This is a genomic window from Saccharopolyspora ipomoeae, assembly GCF_029952525.1.
Classification (GTDB): domain Bacteria; phylum Actinomycetota; class Actinomycetes; order Mycobacteriales; family Pseudonocardiaceae; genus Saccharopolyspora; species Saccharopolyspora ipomoeae.
In genome coordinates this window covers 74270-91766 of sequence record NZ_JASAOF010000004.1, presented here as the reverse complement: position 1 = coordinate 91766, position 17497 = coordinate 74270, and the positions used below count along the sequence as shown (strand labels likewise).

The window sequence follows — 17497 nt, the reverse complement described above, 5'->3', positions numbered from 1 at the left end:
GCACCCACCGCGGTCACGTATGTGGGGAGGGCGGCGATGTCCGCGATGGTGTCTTCGACGCCGCTGAGCGCGCCCACGGCTGACGGGGTGTCCGTGGGTGTGCCGCGCGTCGAGGCGGGCGGTGTCCCGGGTGCGGGCCGGGTGCTGCCGACGCGGGCGGAACTCGCCGCCGTGCTGCCGTGGCCAGGTTTGCGCCGCGGCAGCACGGTGGCGGTGCACGGATCGGTGTCACTGCTGTTCGCGCTGCTGGCGGAGGCCACGGCGAACGGTTCCTGGGCGACCGTGGTGGGCCTGCCCGGCATCAACCTGGTCGCCGCCGCCGAGGCGGGGGTGTCGCTGGAGCGGCTGGCGGTCGTGCCGCAGCCGGGATCCGATCCGGCGGGCGTGATCGCGGCGCTGCTCGACGGCGTCGACCTGGTCGTGGTCGGCGGGACCGGGTGGGTGCTCGACGCCGATGCCCGCAGGCTCTCCGCGCGAGCGCGCCACCGCGGTTCGGTGCTGCTGCCCTTCGGGCGCTGGCCGGGCGCGGAGGTGCAGCTGCGCTGTTCCGGGGCCCGCTGGCGCGGACTCGGGCACGGCCACGGTCACCTGCGCGAACGTGAGATCGCGGTGCACGCCGAAGGGCGTGGCGCGGCGTCGCGCCCGCGTTCCTGCCGAGTGCTGCTCCCCTCCCGCGACGGTGCGATCGCCCCTGTCGAAAGCTCCCTTGTCGAAACCTCGGCTGTCGAAACCGCCGCCGTTGCAACCGTTTCCGACGTCGCGGCTGCCGGAGAACGCCCGGCCGCTCGGGCTCACCTGCGCGCGGTGGCGGGGTGAGCGACGTGCCGGCCCGCAGGATCGTCGTGTGGTGCCCGGACTGGCCGGTGGTGGCCGCCGCGCGCGCCGCCGAGCTCGCGCCTCTCGTGCCCGCAGCGGTTTTCGCCGCGAACCGGGTCGTCGCCTGCTCGGCGACCGCCCGCGAGGGCGGTGTGCGCCGGGGGATGCGCCGCCGCGAGGCGCAGGGGCGCTGCCCGGAACTCGTCGTGTGCGAGCACGATCCGGCGCGCGACGTGCGGTTCTTCGAGCCCGTCGTGGTCGCCGTCGAGGAACTCGTGCCCGGGGTCGAGGTCGTCCGCCCGGGCCTGGTCGCCGTGCCCGCCCGGGGGCCTGCGCGCTACTTCGGCGGAGAGGAGGCCGTCGCGGAGAAGCTCGTCGACCACATCGACGCGCAGACCGGCGTGGAGTGCCGGATCGGCGTCGCCGACGGGCTGTTCGCCGCGATCCTCGCCGCCCGGCACGCCCGGCACGTCGAACCCGGTGGCAGCCGGGGCTTCCTCGCCCCGCTGCCGATCGAGGAGGTCGAGCAGCTCGCCGACCGGCTCGGCCCGAAGCAGGTCGCGCAGCAGCCCGAGCTCGTGGACCTGCTGCGCCGCTTGGGGATTCGCACCCTCGGCGAGTTCGCCGCGCTGGGCCCGGCGGACGTGGCGACCCGGTTCGGGCAGGCCGCTCTGCTGGCCCACCGGTCGGCGGGAGGGCAGGAGGAGCGCCCGGTCAAGCGGCGTCGACCACCGCCCGAGCTGATCGTCACCGAGGAGCTCGACCCGCCGGTGGACCGGGTGGACCGCGCGGCGTTCGTCGCCAAGGCGCTCGCCGACGACCTGCACGCCAAGCTGGGCGATCTCGGCCTGGCCTGCACCCGATTGGGCATCTCGGCGCGCACCGAGAACGGCGAGGAGCTGCACCGGGCGTGGCGCTGCGCGGAACCGCTGACCCCGGCCGCCACCGCCGACCGGGTCCGCTGGCAGCTCGACGGCTGGCTCAACGGCCGCACCGGTCGTCCCACCGCGGGCCTCGGCGAGCTGAGCCTGAGTCCCGAGGAGGTCGTGGGCGCGGGCGGTCTGCAGCTCGACCTGCTCAGCTCCGCGACCGGCGAGGCCACCGCCCGCGCGGGCCGGGCCTTCGCGCGAGTGCAGGGCATGCTCGGCCCGGAAGCGGTGCTGACCGGCGTGCTCGGTGGCGGCAGGGACCCTCGTGACCAGGTGCGATTCGTGCCCTGGGGCGACGAGCGCCGCGCGACGCTGCCCGCCGAACCGCCGTGGCCGGGCCGGATCCCGGCGCCGTCGCCGACGGTGGTGCCGGGCGAGCCGTGGCCGGCGCGGGTGCTCGACGCCTCGGGCGAGCCGGTGTGGATCACCGACCGGACCGGTCTGTCCGCCGCTCCGGACCGGGTCGAGGTGGCCGGCGGGAAGTCCCGCGCCGTGGTCGGCTGGGCCGGTCCGTGGCCGGTGACCGAGCGCTGGTGGGTCGAGCTGCTGGCCACCGGGTCCGGCCGGACCGCGCCGGAATCGCAGGTGCCGCCGCGGGCCCAGGTCCGCCTCCAGGTCGTGCTCGCGCCGGAATCCCCGGCGGGGCCCGGCGATGCGGGGTCCGGCGATGCGGACGAGGTCGCGCTGCTGCTGGTGCACGAGCGCGGTGACTGGTGGGTCCAGGGCACCTACCGGTAGCAGGGGAACACTCGTTCGAGTGGATGTCGTCCCAGCTGGTAGCGCCACGGTTCGAACAGGAGTTCACTAGGTCCATGAGTTGGTTCAACCCGCCCCAGAGCTGGTCCGAGCTGGAGAAGGCCCTCTCCGGCACGATGACGCCGCGCCGCGACGAGGGTCCCGCGGCACGCCCCCGCGCCGAACATCGACGACGAGGCCGCGGCCTGTCGCCGCCGGGCGAGAAGGTCCCCTACGCCGAGCTGCACGCGCACTCCAACTTCAGCTTCCTCGACGGCGCCGCGCACCCCGAGGAGCTGATCGAGGAGGCCGCGCACCTCGGACTGGAGGCCATCGCGCTCACCGACCACGACGGGCTCTACGGCGTCGTGCGGTTCGCCGAAGCCGCCAAGGAGCACGACGTGCGCACCGCGTTCGGCGCCGAGCTGAGCCTGGGGCTCACCCAGTCGCAGAACGGCGTCCCCGACCCCGAAGGCGGGCACCTGCTGGTGCTGGCCCGCGACCTCGACGGCTACGCCTCCCTGTGCCGGGCGATCAGCACCGCGCAGCTGCGCGGAGAGGAGAAGGGACGCCCGGAGTACCGGCTGGAGGAGCTGGCCGCCGACGCGGCCGGGCACTGGCAGGTCCTCACCGGCTGCCGCAAGGGCGCGGTCCAGGCGGCCCTGGCCGCGGGCGGGACGGACGCCGCCGCGGTCGAACTCGACCGGCTGGTCGGGCTCTTCGGTCGCGAGCACGTCACCGTCGAGCTCACCGACCACGGCCTGCCCACCGACTCGGTGCGCAACGACGCCCTAGCCGAGCTCGCCGACCGGGCCGGGCTGTCCACGGTGGCCACCACCGGCGCGCACCTGGCGCGCCCGGACCGGGCGCGGCTGGCGAGCGTCGTCGCGGCCGTCCGCGCGCGACGCAGCCTGGACGACATGGACGGCTGGCTGCCCGCCTGGGCCGGCAACCACCTGCGCTCCGGAGCCGAGATGACCGAGCGCTTCGCCCGCTACCCGGGTGCGGTGCAGCGGGCCGCCGAGCTCGGCAAGTCCTGCGCGTTCGACCTGAGCCTGGTCGCCCCCCAGCTGCCCCCGTTCGACGTGCCGCGCGGCCACACCGAGACCAGCCACCTGCGGGAACTGGTCTACCTCGGCGCGCTCGACCGCTACGGGCCGCCGCAGGCCGCGCCGGAGGCCTACCGGCAGATCGAGCACGAGCTCGCCGTCATCGAGGAGCTCGAGTTCCCCGGCTACTTCCTGGTCGTGCACGAGATCATCGACTTCTGCCGCCGCGAGGACATCCTGTGCCAGGGCAGGGGATCGGCGGCGAACTCGGCCGTGTGCTTCGCGCTGCGCATCACCAACGCCGACCCGGTGCGCTACCGGCTGCTGTTCGAGCGGTTCCTCGCACCCGAGCGGGACGGGCCGCCGGACATCGACATCGACATCGAATCCGGCCGCCGCGAGGAGGTCATCCAGCACGTCTACGCCAAGTACGGCCGCACCCACGCCGCCCAGGTCGCCAACGTCATCGGCTACCGCCCCAAGTCCGCGGTGCGCGACGTGGCCCGCGCGCTCGGCTACTCGCCCGGCCAGCAGGACGCCTGGAGCAAGGAGATCGAGCACTGGGGACCGCTGCCCGAGGACTCCGAGATCCCCGGCGCGGTGCGCGATCTCGCCGACGAGCTGATGGGATTCCCGCGCCACCTGGGGATCCACTCCGGCGGCATGGTGATCTGCCACCAGCCGGTCAGCGAGGTGTGCCCGGTGGAATGGGCGCGGATGCCCGGCCGGACGGTGCTGCAGTGGGACAAGGACGACTGCGCCACCGTCGGCCTGGTCAAGTTCGACCTGCTCGGCCTGGGCATGCTCTCGGCGCTGCACCACGCCATCGACATGACCCGCGAGCACCACGGCATCGACGTCGACCTCGGCGAACTGGACCTGTCCGATCCCGAGGTCTACGCGATGCTGCGCCGAGCCGACGCCATCGGGGTGTTCCAGGTGGAGAGCCGCGCGCAGCTGGCCACGCTGCCCCGGCTCAAACCCCGCGAGTTCTACGACCTGGTGGTCGAGGTCGCGCTGATCAGGCCCGGCCCCATCCAGGGCGGATCGGTGCACCCCTACATCCGCCGCCGCAACGACGAGGAGGAGTGGGACTACGAACATCCGCTGATGGCCGGTGCGCTGGCCAAGACGCTGGGCGTCCCGCTGTTCCAGGAGCAGCTGATGCAGCTGGCGGTCGACGTCGCCGGATTCAGCCCGGCCGAGGCCGACCAGCTCCGCCGGGCGATGGGTGCAAAGCGCTCCGCCGAACGCATGGAACGCCTGCGCGACAGGCTCTTCGAAGGCATGGCCGCCAACGGCATCGGCGAAGAGCTGGCCGAGCACATCTACCAGCGGATGCTGGCCTTCGCCAACTACGGGTTCCCCGAGAGTCACGCGCTGAGCTTCGCGCTGCTGGTGTTCGCCAGCGCCTGGTTCAAGCGCTACTACCCGGCCGCCTTCTGCGCGGCGCTGCTCAAGGCCCAACCGATGGGGTTCTACTCGCCGCAATCGCTGGTCGCCGACGCGCGCAGGCACGGCGTCGTGGTGCGCGGACCCGACATCAACGCCAGCCGAGTGCACGCCGATCTGGAACCCGACACCACCAGCGCCGGACGGCAAGCCGTGCGCATCGGTCTGTCCGCGGTGCGCAAGCTCGGCGAGGACCTCGCCGAGGAGCTGGTCGCCGAACGCGCCGAGAACGGGCCCTTTGCCGACATGGCCGACGTGGCGCGGCGCGTGCGCCTGACCGCGCCCCAGATGGAAGCCCTGGCCACCGGAGGCGCGTTCGACGGGTTCGGCCTGACCCGCCGCGAAGCGCTGTGGAACGCCGCCGCGGCCGCCCGCGAACGACCAGACCGGTTGCCCGGCACCACCGTCTCCTCCGACGCCCCTGCCCTGCCCGGGATGGACGGCGTCGAGAAGGCCGCCGCCGACGTGTGGGCCACCGGAGTCTCACCCGACAGCTTCCCGCTGCAGTTCGTCCGGGCGCGCCTCGACGAGCTCGGGGCGCTGCCCGCTTCTCGTCTGTCCGAAGTGGAGCACGGGACCCGGGTTCTGGTGGGCGGGGCCGTGACTCACCGGCAGCGGCCGGCCACCGCTGGCGGGATCACGTTCCTCAACCTCGAGGATGAGACCGGGACCGTCAACGTCGTGTGCTCGCCCGGGCTGTGGGCTCGGTACCGGAAGGTCGGACGTACCAGTGCTGCTCTGTTGGTTCGGGGGGTTGTTGAGCGGGCTGGTGAGGTGGTGAACCTGCGGGCCGATCGACTCCAAAAACTGGATATTCGGGTGCCTTCGGAGTCTCGGGATTTTCATTAGGTCTGTGGCTGTTTTTGGACGTCATCGGTGTGGTCGTGCGGGTTTTCGTCTACTGACACGACTCCGTGATCTTGTTGCTTGGCGGTGCCAGAAGCGGAACCTGAGCGGCTCTCTGGCTCCGGGATCCGAGGCTTGTGCCAATACACGACACGTCGGCTGTCCTCCCCAGAGAGCCGCTCAGAACCCGCGGCGGTGCCAGTTGCCTAGGTGGGGTGCTGAGAAACCGCCTGCGGCGGTTGCCTGACGGTGTTTGGGGTCAGGCGATTCCGCAGCGGTTGATTGCTAGGAGGACGAAGGTTCTGGCGCACTGCTCCAGGTCTGCGATGGTGACGTGTTCGTCGTCCGCGTGGGCGTAGCGGACGTCGCCCGGGCCGTAGGTGAGCGTGGGCATTCCGGTGGCCGCGTACTGGCGGAGGTCCGAGCCGTAGGGGGCGCCCAGGACCTCCGGGTCGGGGCCGCCCGCTGCGACGATCGCTTGCCGGGTCTCCTCCAGCAGCGGGTGACCCTCTGGGAAGCGGCCGCTGGCGAAGATGCCGCCCGGCCAGGTCACCCGGACCGGGTGCTCGGCCAGCCACGGGTCGGCTGCGCAGGCCTCGGCCACGGCGGCGGCGAACTCGGCCTTGGCCTGCTCGACGGACTCGCCGAGCCGCACCCCGTAGCGGCCCTCGGCGACCGCGAGGTCCGGGACCGTGCTCGCCCAGTCACCGACGTGGGCCTTGCCGACCGACAGCGGGTACGGGATCTCCAGGTGCTCCACCAGCGGGTCCGGGTCGACGTTGCGCCGGGACTCCAGCTCGCGCAGCACCGGCAGCAGCTCGGCCAGCTTGTCGAGCGCGTTGACGCCCCGGTAGCGGGTCGAGCCGTGCGTGCTCTGACCCGGGACCTCCAGCCGGAACGTCAGCGAACCGCCGTTGGCCGCCACGATGGTGTTCTGCGTCGGTTCGGCGATCACGCACGCCTCACCGCGGTGACCGCGCTGCAGCGTCGCGAACGCGCCCAGCCCGCCGTCCTCCTCGGCGACGACCGAGTGCACCGCGACCGGCCGGGCCAGCTCCACACCCGCCGCGCGCAGTGCCTGCAGGGCGCCGAGGAACGCCACCACGCCGCCCTTCATGTCGCAGGTGCCGCGACCGGCGGCGATGCCGTCGTCGATGCGCAGGGCGTACGGGTCGCGGTCCGGCCAGCGGTCCAGGTCGCCCGGCGGAACAACGTCGGTGTGCCCGCAGAACACCAGCGCCGGATCACCCTCGCTGCTGACCCCGACGCAGCCGTACGCCTCGTCCCGCTCGGCCTCCTGGCCGGGGAACTCGGGGTGCCGGGCGAGCTCGTCGACGTCGATGCGCCAGTGATCGACCCGGTGGCCCAGCCCGGCGAGCTTGTCGGCGCACCACTGCTGCGCGTCGTGCTCGGCCGCGGTGCCGCCGACGCTGGGGATCGCCACCAGTTCGCGGAGATCACCGACGATGGCGTCGACGTCCACGGCGTCCAGGGCGCGCTGCTCGGCTTCGGTGCGGGGTTCCACTGCGGTCACGTCGCAGAACCTAACGCGCGGCCCCCGGCACCGGACACCCCCGGTCGGCGCAGCACTCACGGCGCAGCACCCCGCACGGCGCAGCACCCCCGCACGGCGGAACGAACAGCGACGGAACAACGGTCCCGGGCACTGAGTACCATTCCGGCGTGGCCGAAGGCGACAGCACCGAGCGTGAATTCGAGATCGGCAAGGACGGCCTGGGCGGCATCGTCGTGGGCATGGACGGCAGCCCGGCCAGCTTCCACGCCGCCGCGTGGGCGGCGGGTCTCGCCCGCCGCGAACGCGCGCGTCTCGTGCTGGTCTACGTCGAGGCGGTGGGCGGCGTCGCCTACTGGTCCCCGATGGGTGTCGCGGTGGCCAGCGAAGCCGCCGAATCCCTCGTGGAGGAGCTCAAGCAGGAAGTCGTGTCGCACCTGAAGTGGGTGGACATCGACTGGGACTTCGTGCACCACCGAGGCGACCCCGCGGTCGGCCTGGAGCAGGTCGCCGAGCAGTACCGAGCCGACCTCATCGTCGTCGGCCGCTCCCGCCGCCGAGGCGGCCTCCTCGGCACGGTCCCGGCGACCCTGGTCGTCGAAGCGGTCCGCCCGGTGGTCGTCGTCCCGTAATCAGCGGTGGGACCAGCGACTGACGGTGGGACCCGCGACTACCGGTGGGACCCGCGACTACCGGTGGGACAGCGTGTTGACCACGGTTCCGCTCGGGTCGCGGTGGAAGAACCGCCGCACGCCCCACGGCTCGTCGGTCAGCGGGTGCACGATCTCCGCACCGGATTCCACCGCGGCCGCGTAAGCGGCGTCGACGTCGTCCACCTCGATCGAGATGTCCGGGTGCTCGGGCGCCGTGGCGTCCTCGGTGATCAGGCTGAACTGGCGCATCCGGTCCTCGGGCGAGCTGAGGGTGACGATCCAGTCCATGTCCATCACCACCTCGAAGCCGAACACCCGCACGTAGTGGTCCCGCGTCGCCGCGAGATCGGTGGTCTTGAGATTGGGCACTACCCGGTGGATTCGCATGGCGCCTTCCCAGGACGTCGGGCGCTCGTGCCAGGGTGTGTCCCATGACGAGCGCGGTCGGCGAGGACTTCCAGGACGCGATGTTGCCGGATCAGGAGTGGTCCGGCCGGGTTTTCGAGCAGTGCGATTTCACCGACGCCGACCTGACCGGGCTGAGCACCCGCAACTGCGTGTTCACCGACTGCGACTTCACCGGTGCCGATCTCAACGGTTCGCAGCACGTCGCGAGCGCGTTCCGGTCCTGCAAGTTCGAGCGCACGGTGTTCGGGAAGAGCTCCTTCGAGGGCTGCAGCCTGCTCGGCTCCAGCTTCGTCGACTGCCGGTTGCGCTCGCTGAAGGTCGGAGAGACCGACCTGACCCTGGTCGCGATGGGCCGCTGCGACCTGCGCGACGTGGACCTGCACGGCGCCCGGTTCCGCGAGGCCAACCTCACCGAGTGCGACCTGCGCCGCTGCGACCTCCGCGAGGTCGACTTCTCCGGTGCCCGGATGCTCGGCGCCCGGCTCGACAACGCCGACCTGCGGGACGCCCGCCTCGACGCCGACGCCCTCGTCCAGGCCCACCTCCGGGGCGCCCGGGTCGACACGACGCTGGCCCTGTCCTACGCGGCGGCCCACGGCCTCCAGCTCGACTGAAGCGCGAAAGAGGGCCCCTCCCAGGTGGGAAGGGCCCTCTCTCAGCTCTCGCTCACTCCATCGGCGGGCGCTCCGGCGACGGCACCTCGGCGAGCGTGCCGTCCGAGAGCAGGTCGCTGACCGCTGCCGGGAGCACGAACGCCGTGCCACCACCGGGCTGCTCGAACCACGCGACCGCGGTGCCCCGCAGCGCCTGGATCGGGCGCTGCACCCGGTAGGCCGCGTAGGTGCGGTTCGCCCACTGCGGCGGCAGCGAGCGGTGCGTGTACGGCGTGCGCACCGCGTACATCACGTTGCCGTTCGGCTCGCCGAAGCGGTCCAGCTCGGTGCCCGGCTGCAGCATGACGATCCGGCGGTCCCGGTACAGCGTCAGCGGCGGTTCGCCGTTGAGCGGCTGGATCTGCTGCCCCTGCGGCGGCTGACCGTTGGGCGAACCCTGCGGCTGGCCCTGCGGAGGCTGGCCCTGCGGCTGACCCTGCTGCGGACGCGGCGGTCCGGGCGGCGGGCCCTGCCGCTGCGGTCCGGCCATGCCGGGACCACCCGGTCCGGGACGGCGGTCGGCGCCACCGGACGGGCCCTGAGCGGGTCCGCCGTTGCCGGGACCGGCCGGGGGCACCGGCGCGTTGCTGTCCCGGCGGGGCTGGCGCTTGGGCAGCGGGTTCGAGCCCGGAGCACCGCCCTGCGGCTGCACCGGGTTGCCCACCGGCGGCGACTGCGGTGCCTGCGGCGGCAGCGGCCGGTCCATCGAGGGCGCGGGCTGGAACCGGGTCGCCTCGTCGGCGGGTGGCGCCGACGGGCTCTGCGGAACCGGGTCCTGCGGGGCGGATTCCTGAGCCACCGGTTCCTGGGCGGGCGGGGCCGCGTCCTGGTTCGCGGTGAACAGCGGGTTCCCGCCGGTGCTGGGCCCGGACTGCTCCGGCTCGCGCGCGGCGCGCTGGGGCAGTTCGGACGCCTGCGGCGTGCGCTGCGGCAGACCCGAGGACGGTTCCGGGTTCCGCTGCGGCAGGTCGGATTCCGGTGCGCCCCGCTGGGGGAGCTCGGCGGATTCCGGCGTGCGCTGCGGCAGATCGGTCGGCTCCTGCGCGGAGCGCTGCGGGAGCTCGGGCTCCGGAGCACCGCGGCGCGGCAGGTCGTCGACGGGCTCGGAGCTGCCGGGCAGCAGCTCGTCGACCGACGCGGCGTTGCGCTGCGGCAGGTCGTCGACGGGCTCGGAGGTGCGCTTCGGCAGGTCCGCCTCGGGGGCCACCGGGGAGGCCGGGACCGACGCGGGTGGCTGGTCCATCAGCAGCTGGCCCAGCAGGTACGCGGCGGCGTGGTCGACGCGGGCGAAGCGGACGTCCTCGGTGCCGGTGACGACCCAGTCGTCGCCGTCCTGCACGAGGCAGAGGGCGTCCGTGCTGCGGCTGCCCAGCCGGTAGGAGTCGCTGTCGATCTGGAAGTCGGTGAGCCGGTCGTGCAGCTTGGCCAGCACTTCCTGCGAGTCCGGGGCGTCGTCGTCCTCGTCGAGGACGTGCCGCGAACCGGAGGCGGCCGGCACGGCCTCCTCCTGGATCGGGGCGGCGGGCTCGTCGAGCTCCTCCGGCTCGTCCGAGGAGGACTCGGTCCCGGCACCCGAGATCCCGGCAGCAGCGGCCCCGACGGCGGCGGCGCCGACGGCAGCGGCCCCGGCACCCGCGGCGGCGGCACCGGTCGACACCGAGGAGTCGACCCCGGCCTCGTCGACCGGCTCGTCACCGGACTGGTCCGGGAGGGGCTGGTCCACGAGCTCGCTCACGGCCGCTTCGCGGGTCTCGTCGTCGACCTCGCCGACGGTGAAACCGCGGCTGCGGGCGTGCTCGACCAGCGCGGACTCCGGCGGCATGCCGTACTGCGCCAGGTAGTAGGCCACCGCGCCCGGCCACAGCCAGGTCCCGTCGGTGTGCCAGGTGCCCGGGACGGACTGGGGGCGCTCGGGATCGAGGTGGTCCTCCTCGTTCTCCCGCGAGGCCAGCACGACCGGGGCGTTCTCCAGGTACTGCCGCAGCGCGCCGACCTCGTCGGCGGGAACCGGGCGGCGCTCGGAGACGACCGGGCGGCCCTCGTCGTCGACGTCGTCGAAGACGTTGGTGATGCGGAAGCGGCCGGAGCCGATCTCCGCGGGCTCGGAGGCCTCGGCCTGGAGGCCCGCGACCGTGTCGGGCACCACGGGGGCGTCCTCGGCCTGCGGCGCGGAGGTGCCGTCGACCCGCTCCTGCATCCAGTCCGGGATGTTGTCCTCGGACCGCGGGTAGCGGCGAAGCTCGTCGACGTAGGCCGCGCGGGGCAGCGGGCGCTGCCACTGCGGCTCGGTGTCGAAGTTGATATCGATTCGGTAACTGGACGGGCGCTCGACGACGTAGAGCGCGCTCAACCAGGTGCCCACGTCGGGGCGGTACATGCCCTCGCGCAGGCGCTCGAAGATCTCCCGCAGTTCCGCCGGCGGCTCGACCGGGCGTGAACTGCCGTCCTGCGCGGTGAGCTCACCCAGCAGGTCGGTGTATTCGCCGGTGGCTCGGTACTCCACCGTGATCTCCTGCCAGTCCTCAGGAGCGCCTTGTAAAAGCAGAACACCGATCTTGCGGGCGATCTGCTCCTGCTCTTCCGGACTGATCGCTGTCGGACGCGACATGGGTGACATCCTCCCCCTCTCGACGAGGCAACCCGACTCCACCCCGCCGAAACGCTACTCGACGCGGGCCCGGCGTTGTGCGCTGTGTGTGACATCCGCGCCGCCGGTGATCGTCTTGTGGCGGTTTTCAAGATCGCCCCGGACGGGACCGATGATCTCGCCCCAGAGCTTGCCTGCTGAAAGTTCGAAAGAACATCACACCACCAGGTGTATTGGATCAGCGAGGGGGTTCTCCGAAAAACCAGTGGCACTCCGTCAGTGCCCAAGGACACAGTTGTGGACGTGCTTCGTCCGTACCGGCTCCTGGCCGCTGTCCCACACGCTCCGTCACTGATGACCTTCGGTCTGTTGGCGCGCCTCTACATCCCGGCCCAGGTGATGGTGGTGACGTTCCTGATGGCCGAGTGGACCGGTTCGTACGCGCTCGGGGGCGCGGTCTGCACCGCCATGACCATCGGGCACGCGATCGCCGGACCGGTGCGAGGACGTGCGGCGGACCGCAGCTCGGTGGCGAAGGTGCTGGTCGTCAGCGGTGCGGTCCAGTCGGTGGGCTTCGCGGCGATGATCGCGACCGCGGCCTGGGCGGACGCGGCGATGTGGTGGCTGATGCTGCCGGTCGCGCTGGCCACGGGCCTGTCCGCGCCGCCGCTGGGGCAGGTGACGCGCTCCATGTGGCCGATGATCGCCACGGGTCGGGCGCGGGAGGCCGCCTACGCGGTCGAGGCGACGATCGGGGAGCTGCTCTACGTCGTCGGACCGATGCTGGCCGCGTTCGCGGTCGCCGCCTGGGGTGCTCCGGCGGCGCTGGTGGCCTGCGCGGTGTGGGCGGTGGTCGGCCCGGCCCTGTTCGCGTCGGCCCTGTGGCGCGCCGGGATCCGGGGCGGACTGGGCGGTGGCTCGCGCGGGAGCGCCGGGAGCCTGGTGCGGACGCCGGGGTTCCTGACGCTGCTGTGCTTCTTCTGCCTGATCGCGGGTGCGCTGATCTCGGTGGACGTGCTGCTGGTCGGTTGGGCGCGCGGCCGCGGCGAACCGCAGCTCGCCGGGGTGCTCGCGGGCGTGTGGGCGGTGGGCTCGCTGGTGGGCGGGCTGGTCATGGGAGGTTTCCCGCGACACCGGTTGTGGGCGCGCGCTGGGGTGACGGCGCTGGGCCTGTGCGCGCTGGTCCCGGTGCTGCCGCCGATCTCCGGGGGCTCGCCGTGGGCGGTCGGGCTGATCCTGCTGATCGGTGGTTCGGCGGTGGCCCCGCTGCTGACGGCGGCGAACAACCGGCTGGCGGATCTCGCCCCGGTGGATCGGCGGGGCGAGGCGTTCGGCTGGATGTCGACGGCCGGGCAGGGAGGTGCGGCGCTGGCCTCACCTCTGGTGGGCGCGTTGCTCGACGGCAGCGGACCGGCGGGTGCCGGGGCGGGCATCGCCGGGATGGCGGTGGTCGCGCTCGCGGTCGTGCTGCTGCACCTGCGCCGCTCCGGGCCGGTTTCGCCCGTGGCGGAAGTGGTGGAAAAAACTGCGGACCGGCGAGGTCATGCGGTCGACGATCTGCCACGATGAGCAGCTGTGAGCGCGACGATTCTCGACGGCAAGGCCACCAAGGACGCGATCTTCGAGGAGCTGCGACCCCGCGTCGCCAAGCTCGTCGAGCAGGGTCAGGCCCCGGGCCTGGCAACGGTGCTGGTCGGTGACGACCCCGGCTCGCAGTCCTACGTGCGCGCCAAGCACAACGACTGCGCGAAGGTCGGCATCAAGTCCATCCGCAAGGACCTGCCCGCTGACGTCAGCCAGGCTGACGTCGAGGCGGTCATCGATGAGCTCAACGCCGACCCCGAGTGCACCGGTTACATCGTGCAGCTGCCGCTGCCCAAGCACCTCGACGCCGGTCCGCTGCTGGAGCGGATGGCCCCGGCCAAGGACGCCGACGGCCTGCACCCGATCAGCCTCGGCCGCCTGGTGCTGGGCGAGGAGGCTCCGCTGCCGTGCACCCCGCGCGGCATCATCGAGCTGCTGCGCCGGCACGACGTCGAGCTCAACGGCGCGCGCGTCGCGGTCGTCGGCCGCGGCATCACCGTCGGCCGCCCGATCGGTCTGCTGCTGACCCGCCGCAGCGAGAACTCCACGGTGACCCTGTGCCACACCGGCACCAAGGACCTGGCCGCGGAGATCTCCCGCGCGGACGTGGTCGTCGGCGCGGCCGGCGTGCCGAACCTGATCACCCCGGACATGGTCAAGCCGGGTGCGGCGGTGCTCGACGTGGGCGTCACCCGCACCGACGACGGGCTGGCCGGGGACGTGCACCCGGACGTCGCCGAGGTCGCCGGCTTCCTGTCGCCGAACCCCGGTGGCGTCGGCCCGATGACCCGCGCGATGCTGCTGACGAACGTCGTCGAGGCGGCCGAGCGCAACCTGGGCTGAGCGCCCGGTTCGCCGGAGTGGCGACCCGCTGGACTGGAGGATCGTGAGCGACTGGTTGCCGGACAGGTCCCGCCTGTCCATCCACGTGCCGTTCGGCCTGGTGTGCGGCATCGGGCTGATCGGGTTCCTGCTGGTGTCCCTGCAGCACTGGCGCCGCGGCACGGTCGTGCTGGGCCTGGCGCTGCTGGTCGCGGCGGGCCTGCGCGCGATGATCCCGGACGAGCGCGCCGGTCTGCTGGCCATCCGCAGCAGAGTCGTCGACATCCTCCTCTACGCCGGTTTCGGCGTGGTCATCATCTCCATCGCCATGACCATCAAGGGCCTCTTCGGCTGACCCGACCGCCAAAAAGGCAGGCACCCCGACCCGGGGGTGCCTGCCTCTTTCACGTCCACACCGGACACTCCACACCGGACCACCCGACCCCGCGACGAAAACCCCGGTTTTCACGCGACGAATGTTGCGGTTTTCGCGCGATGAATGTTGCGGTTTTTGACGGGAGGGTCAGTCCCACCAGAAGGACCAGGTCCGTCGGCCTCGGATCTCGTTCGCGTAGGCCGAGAGGGAACCGGATTCCTGCAGGATGCGGTCGGGGCAGAAGGTCCAGTGCTCGGCGGCGACGGCGGCCGCGTGCTCGGCGGTCTGCGGCGGGGCGGCGACGCTCATGTCGAGCCGGTCCGGTCCGAGCCGCAGGATGCGCGCGCCGAAGCGCTCCTCCCAGGAGCGCACCATCGCCGAGAGCCCGGCGGTGCGCGAGACGTGGTTGGCCGCGCCGGACCAGCCGAGCACCGTGAGCACGTCGGCACCGCGCTTGACCGGAACCAGCGCGAGCCGGGTGTCGTCGTCGACGAGCTTCGGAAGCTGTTGGTTGGCCAGCACGTCCGGGTCCGCCAGCAGGTTCCCGGCCTTCGCCGGCCCGGGGCAGCTGTAGTCGAAGGGCGCGAGCACGTCGAGGTCGTAGGCCGGGCCGAGCTCGTCGTCGACCTGCACGAGCCCGTCCCAGATCCGCGCCATCACGTCGTAGACGCGCCAGCGGTCGATGTGCTCCAGGGGTTCCGGCGAGACGACGCCGACGGTGCAGCGCTCGCCGAAGGTCTCGTCGCTGTCGCAGAGCAGCAGCGGCCACAGCCCGCTGCGCCGGTGCTCGGCGCGCAGCGCGGCGGCCAGTTGCGGCCCCGGGGTGTCGAGGCTGATCCAGCACAGCGGGGCCGGGTAGACCGCCATCGACATCTGCTCGGTGAGGATCTCGCCCGGTGGCAGCTCGGTCGAAACCCCGGCACCGATGCCGAAAACCGCAGAAAGATCGGCCGGTGCCCCCGCGTCCCGGTCGTCTTGCAACATCACCGCCTCCTAGCGATTCCCCGATGGGACCACCTTAAGGACGCGGGACGGTCGGGGGGAGCCCGGGATGGTGCAAACCAGCTAACATTTCGGCCATCACTCCCGGTGAGAGCCCGGTTGCAGCACGATGCGACCGGTCCGCTTCCCGGACAGGTGCAGGTCGAGCGCGCGTTCGGCGTCTTCCAGCGGCAGTCGTTCGGCGATGAGCGGGCGCAGCCGTCCCTGGGCGAGCAGCCCGAGCAGTTCGGCCAGATCCTTCCGCGACTGCTCGTCGGAACGCACGTAGTACAGCCGCGCGCGGCGTCCGCCGGTCCTGCCGAGGAGCCTGCGGATCTCCCACCCGGCCACCATCCGCACGATGCCGAGGTAGGGAGCGAACCACGGGCCGGTGTCGTCCAGCGTCGCGGAGCTGCCGTAGCTGACCAGCGTTCCGCCGGGCGCGAGCAGTCGCCAGGACGCGGGCAGGCTCGACGGTCCGAGCGGGTCGAAGACGGCGTCCACGCCGCCGGGGGCGAGCGCGGTGACCTGCTCGGCGACGTCGTCGGTGCGGTGATCGATCAGTTCCGCTCCGAGGTCGGTCAGGTCCGGGTGCCGGTGCGCGGAAGCGGTTCCGATGACCCGGATCCCGTCGAGGGCGGCCAGTTGTGCGAGCAGCGCCCCGACGCCGCCGCCGATGCCGTGCACCAGCACCGTCCGTCCCGTTCGCGCGTTCGCGGTGCGCAGCAGCTGGCGCGCGGTGACGCCGTTGAGCACCAGCGCGACGGCTTCGGCCGCGTCGACGTCGTCGGGGACGGCGACCAGGTCGCGATCGCGCAGCACGACGTGCTCGGCCCAGGCCCCGGTGCGCGTCATCGCCGCCACCCGCTGCCCGACCTGCCAGGGCGTTCCGGGTCCGGTGGCGACGATCTCGCCGACCAGGTCGTAGCCGGGCACGAACGGGAACCTCGGCTGGGCGGGGTAGCGGCCGCGCCGCATCTGCACCTCGGCGAACGCGACGCCGGTGGCTTCGGTGCGCACGAGCACCTGGTGCGGTCCGGGTTCGGGGGTCTCGGTGTCGCGGACGACGACCTCGTCGAGTCCGGTGAGCACGATCTCGGTCATGGGTCCCCCAGTGTGATAAGAAGTAGCGAAAGTGAGAAGCTCTAACTCAAATATGGACCTGTTACTCTCAGGCGTCAAGGGAGGGGGAGCATGTCCGCTGAGCCGCGCAGTCCGCGGGAGCGCTTCCGGGAGCAGACGCGCAACGAGGCCAAGCAGGTCGCGATGGAGCAGCTCGCCGCGTCGGGCCCGTCGGGGATCTCGGTGAACGCGATCGCCAAGCGGATGGGCATCACCGGGCCCGCGCTCTACCGCTACTTCGCCAATCGAGACGCGCTGCTCACCGAGCTCATCGCCGACGGCTACCGCGACCTCGCGGAGACGCTCGAAGGCGTCGCGCACGAGCACCGCCGGAAGACGCCGGAGAACCGGTTCCGCGAGGTCGCGGCGGGTTTCCGGGCGTGGGCGCTGGAAGGGCCGCAGCGCTTCCTGCTGCTGTTCGGCACCCCCGTGCCCGGCTACGTCGCTCCGGACGAGACCTTCGAACTCGCCGACCGCGCGTTCGCGCCGATCCTGGAGGCCCTGGCCGCGCTCGCGCCGGAGTCGCCGCCGAGCAGCGCGCTCGACCGGCAGCTGCTGGCCTGGCGCGACCGCCGGGGCGGCCCGCAGCCGCCGCTGCCCGCGCTGCGCAAGGCCGTCCGCGCCTGGTCACGCCTGCACGGCGTGATCAGCCTCGAGGTGATCGGCCAGTTCGGGGGCATGGGCGTCGACCCGGAACCGCTGTTCCGGGTCGAAGTCGAATCCGTCCTCGCCGACCCCTGGGACTAGTCGCCCCGGCGCTGCGAAGGGGCTTCGATCACGCAGTCCGATCCGGGGAAGACGATTCCCTCGTGGCCGTCGGTGTAGCGGACCTTGTACGGCGGTTCGCCGTCCTGGCCGAGAACCTCCAGGATCTCGGCGTACTTCTCGGCTTCGTCGACGTGCTTGCTGTGCACGTGGAGCTGGTCGCCCACGACTGCTCTCATCACCCATCACCTCCGCCCCATCAGGCT

Annotated in this window: 15 protein-coding genes; 9 read left to right on the top strand and 6 right to left on the bottom strand. The window is 72.4% G+C overall.

Annotated elements, in window-relative coordinates; translation table 11 throughout:
• Nucleotides 1–36: 36 nt before the first annotated feature.
• The 3 genes from QFW96_RS09840 to QFW96_RS09830 all read left to right on the top strand — a co-directional run bounded on the left by QFW96_RS09840 (nt 37) and on the right by QFW96_RS09830 (nt 5830).
• Complete coding sequence (locus QFW96_RS09840) at nt 37–816, top strand: hypothetical protein (protein ID WP_281455275.1); 780 nt, start codon at nt 37–39, stop codon at nt 814–816.
• Nucleotides 813–2483, top strand: a complete 1671-nt coding sequence (locus tag QFW96_RS09835) for a DNA polymerase Y family protein (protein WP_281455274.1) — start codon at nt 813–815, stop codon at nt 2481–2483. Before QFW96_RS09840 ends, QFW96_RS09835 begins: the two co-directional genes overlap by 4 nt.
• Nucleotides 2484–2557: 74 nt before the next feature.
• On the top strand, nt 2558–5830 hold the full coding sequence (locus tag QFW96_RS09830) for an error-prone DNA polymerase (protein ID WP_281455273.1): 3273 nt from the start codon (nt 2558–2560) through the stop codon (nt 5828–5830).
• Between the two features lie 256 nt (nt 5831–6086).
• Here QFW96_RS09830 and QFW96_RS09825 read toward each other — a convergent pair whose 3' ends face one another.
• Complete coding sequence (locus QFW96_RS09825) at nt 6087–7361, bottom strand: ArgE/DapE family deacylase (RefSeq protein WP_281455272.1); 1275 nt, start codon at nt 7359–7361, stop codon at nt 6087–6089.
• Nucleotides 7362–7510: 149 nt separating this feature from the next.
• Here QFW96_RS09825 and QFW96_RS09820 point away from each other — a divergent pair, with 149 nt between their 5' ends.
• Nucleotides 7511–7972, top strand: coding sequence for a universal stress protein (locus QFW96_RS09820; RefSeq protein WP_125092946.1), 462 nt, complete (start codon nt 7511–7513; stop codon nt 7970–7972).
• Between the two features lie 57 nt (nt 7973–8029).
• On the opposite strand, the gene QFW96_RS09815 is transcribed toward QFW96_RS09820, so the two are convergent.
• Nucleotides 8030–8380, bottom strand: a complete 351-nt coding sequence (locus QFW96_RS09815; protein WP_281455271.1) for a VOC family protein — start codon at nt 8378–8380, stop codon at nt 8030–8032.
• Nucleotides 8381–8424: 44 nt separating this feature from the next.
• On the opposite strand from QFW96_RS09815, the gene QFW96_RS09810 reads away from it, so the two are divergent.
• Nucleotides 8425–9015 carry a pentapeptide repeat-containing protein gene (locus tag QFW96_RS09810; RefSeq protein WP_281455270.1) on the top strand — a complete coding sequence of 197 codons (591 nt, stop codon included), beginning with the start codon at nt 8425–8427 and terminating at the stop codon, nt 9013–9015.
• A gap of 52 nt (nt 9016–9067) precedes the next feature.
• Here the strand turns inward: QFW96_RS09810 and QFW96_RS09805 are convergent, their stop codons facing one another.
• Nucleotides 9068–11662 (bottom strand): glycohydrolase toxin TNT-related protein, encoded by a 2595-nt coding sequence (locus QFW96_RS09805; protein ID WP_281455269.1) that lies wholly within the window; start codon nt 11660–11662, stop codon nt 9068–9070.
• Nucleotides 11663–11995: 333 nt separating this feature from the next.
• Between QFW96_RS09805 and QFW96_RS09800 the strand changes: the two genes are divergently transcribed.
• Genes QFW96_RS09800 through QFW96_RS09790 form a run of 3 tightly spaced genes read left to right on the top strand, consistent with a single transcriptional unit; the run spans nt 11996 to nt 14402 of the window.
• Entirely contained in the window at nt 11996–13210 is a 1215-nt protein-coding gene (locus QFW96_RS09800) for an MFS transporter (protein WP_281455268.1), read from the top strand.
• Between the two features lie 6 nt (nt 13211–13216).
• A complete protein-coding gene (locus tag QFW96_RS09795) occupies nt 13217–14068 on the top strand; it encodes a bifunctional methylenetetrahydrofolate dehydrogenase/methenyltetrahydrofolate cyclohydrolase (RefSeq protein WP_281455267.1) in 852 nt (283 codons plus the stop codon).
• A 43-nt stretch (nt 14069–14111) separates the two neighbouring features.
• A complete protein-coding gene (locus QFW96_RS09790; protein WP_281455266.1) occupies nt 14112–14402 on the top strand; it encodes a DUF3017 domain-containing protein in 291 nt (96 codons plus the stop codon).
• Nucleotides 14403–14570: 168 nt separating this feature from the next.
• On the opposite strand, the gene QFW96_RS09785 is transcribed toward QFW96_RS09790, so the two are convergent.
• Complete coding sequence (locus QFW96_RS09785; protein WP_281455265.1) at nt 14571–15407, bottom strand: DUF4253 domain-containing protein; 837 nt, start codon at nt 15405–15407, stop codon at nt 14571–14573.
• Nucleotides 15408–15503: 96 nt separating this feature from the next.
• Nucleotides 15504–16508, bottom strand: coding sequence for a medium chain dehydrogenase/reductase family protein (locus QFW96_RS09780; protein WP_281455264.1), 1005 nt, complete (start codon nt 16506–16508; stop codon nt 15504–15506).
• 90 nt (nt 16509–16598) lie between these two features.
• On the opposite strand from QFW96_RS09780, the gene QFW96_RS09775 reads away from it, so the two are divergent.
• Entirely contained in the window at nt 16599–17273 is a 675-nt protein-coding gene (locus QFW96_RS09775; RefSeq protein WP_281455263.1) for a TetR/AcrR family transcriptional regulator, read from the top strand.
• Here the strand turns inward: QFW96_RS09775 and QFW96_RS09770 are convergent.
• The gene (locus tag QFW96_RS09770; protein ID WP_281455262.1) at nt 17270–17470 is read right to left on the bottom strand and encodes a DUF1918 domain-containing protein; all 201 of its coding nucleotides are present in this window, start codon (nt 17468–17470) and stop codon (nt 17270–17272) included. The genes QFW96_RS09775 and QFW96_RS09770 overlap by 4 nt on opposite strands.
• Between the last annotated feature and the right edge of the window lie 27 nt (nt 17471–17497).

Coding starts and splice junctions, on each gene's coding strand:
- QFW96_RS09840 (WP_281455275.1), top strand. CDS start 37: ATGTCCGCGATGGTGTCTTCGACGCCGCTGAGCGCGCCCACGGCTGAC.
- QFW96_RS09815 (WP_281455271.1), bottom strand. CDS start 8,380: ATGCGAATCCACCGGGTAGTGCCCAATCTCAAGACCACCGATCTCGCG.
- QFW96_RS09800 (WP_281455268.1), top strand. CDS start 11,996: ATGACCTTCGGTCTGTTGGCGCGCCTCTACATCCCGGCCCAGGTGATG.
- QFW96_RS09780 (WP_281455264.1), bottom strand. CDS start 16,508: ATGACCGAGATCGTGCTCACCGGACTCGACGAGGTCGTCGTCCGCGAC.
- QFW96_RS09830 (WP_281455273.1), top strand. CDS start 2,558: ATGAGTTGGTTCAACCCGCCCCAGAGCTGGTCCGAGCTGGAGAAGGCC.
- QFW96_RS09805 (WP_281455269.1), bottom strand. CDS start 11,662: ATGTCGCGTCCGACAGCGATCAGTCCGGAAGAGCAGGAGCAGATCGCC.
- QFW96_RS09810 (WP_281455270.1), top strand. CDS start 8,425: ATGACGAGCGCGGTCGGCGAGGACTTCCAGGACGCGATGTTGCCGGAT.
- QFW96_RS09770 (WP_281455262.1), bottom strand. CDS start 17,470: ATGAGAGCAGTCGTGGGCGACCAGCTCCACGTGCACAGCAAGCACGTC.
- QFW96_RS09775 (WP_281455263.1), top strand. CDS start 16,599: ATGTCCGCTGAGCCGCGCAGTCCGCGGGAGCGCTTCCGGGAGCAGACG.
- QFW96_RS09785 (WP_281455265.1), bottom strand. CDS start 15,407: ATGTTGCAAGACGACCGGGACGCGGGGGCACCGGCCGATCTTTCTGCG.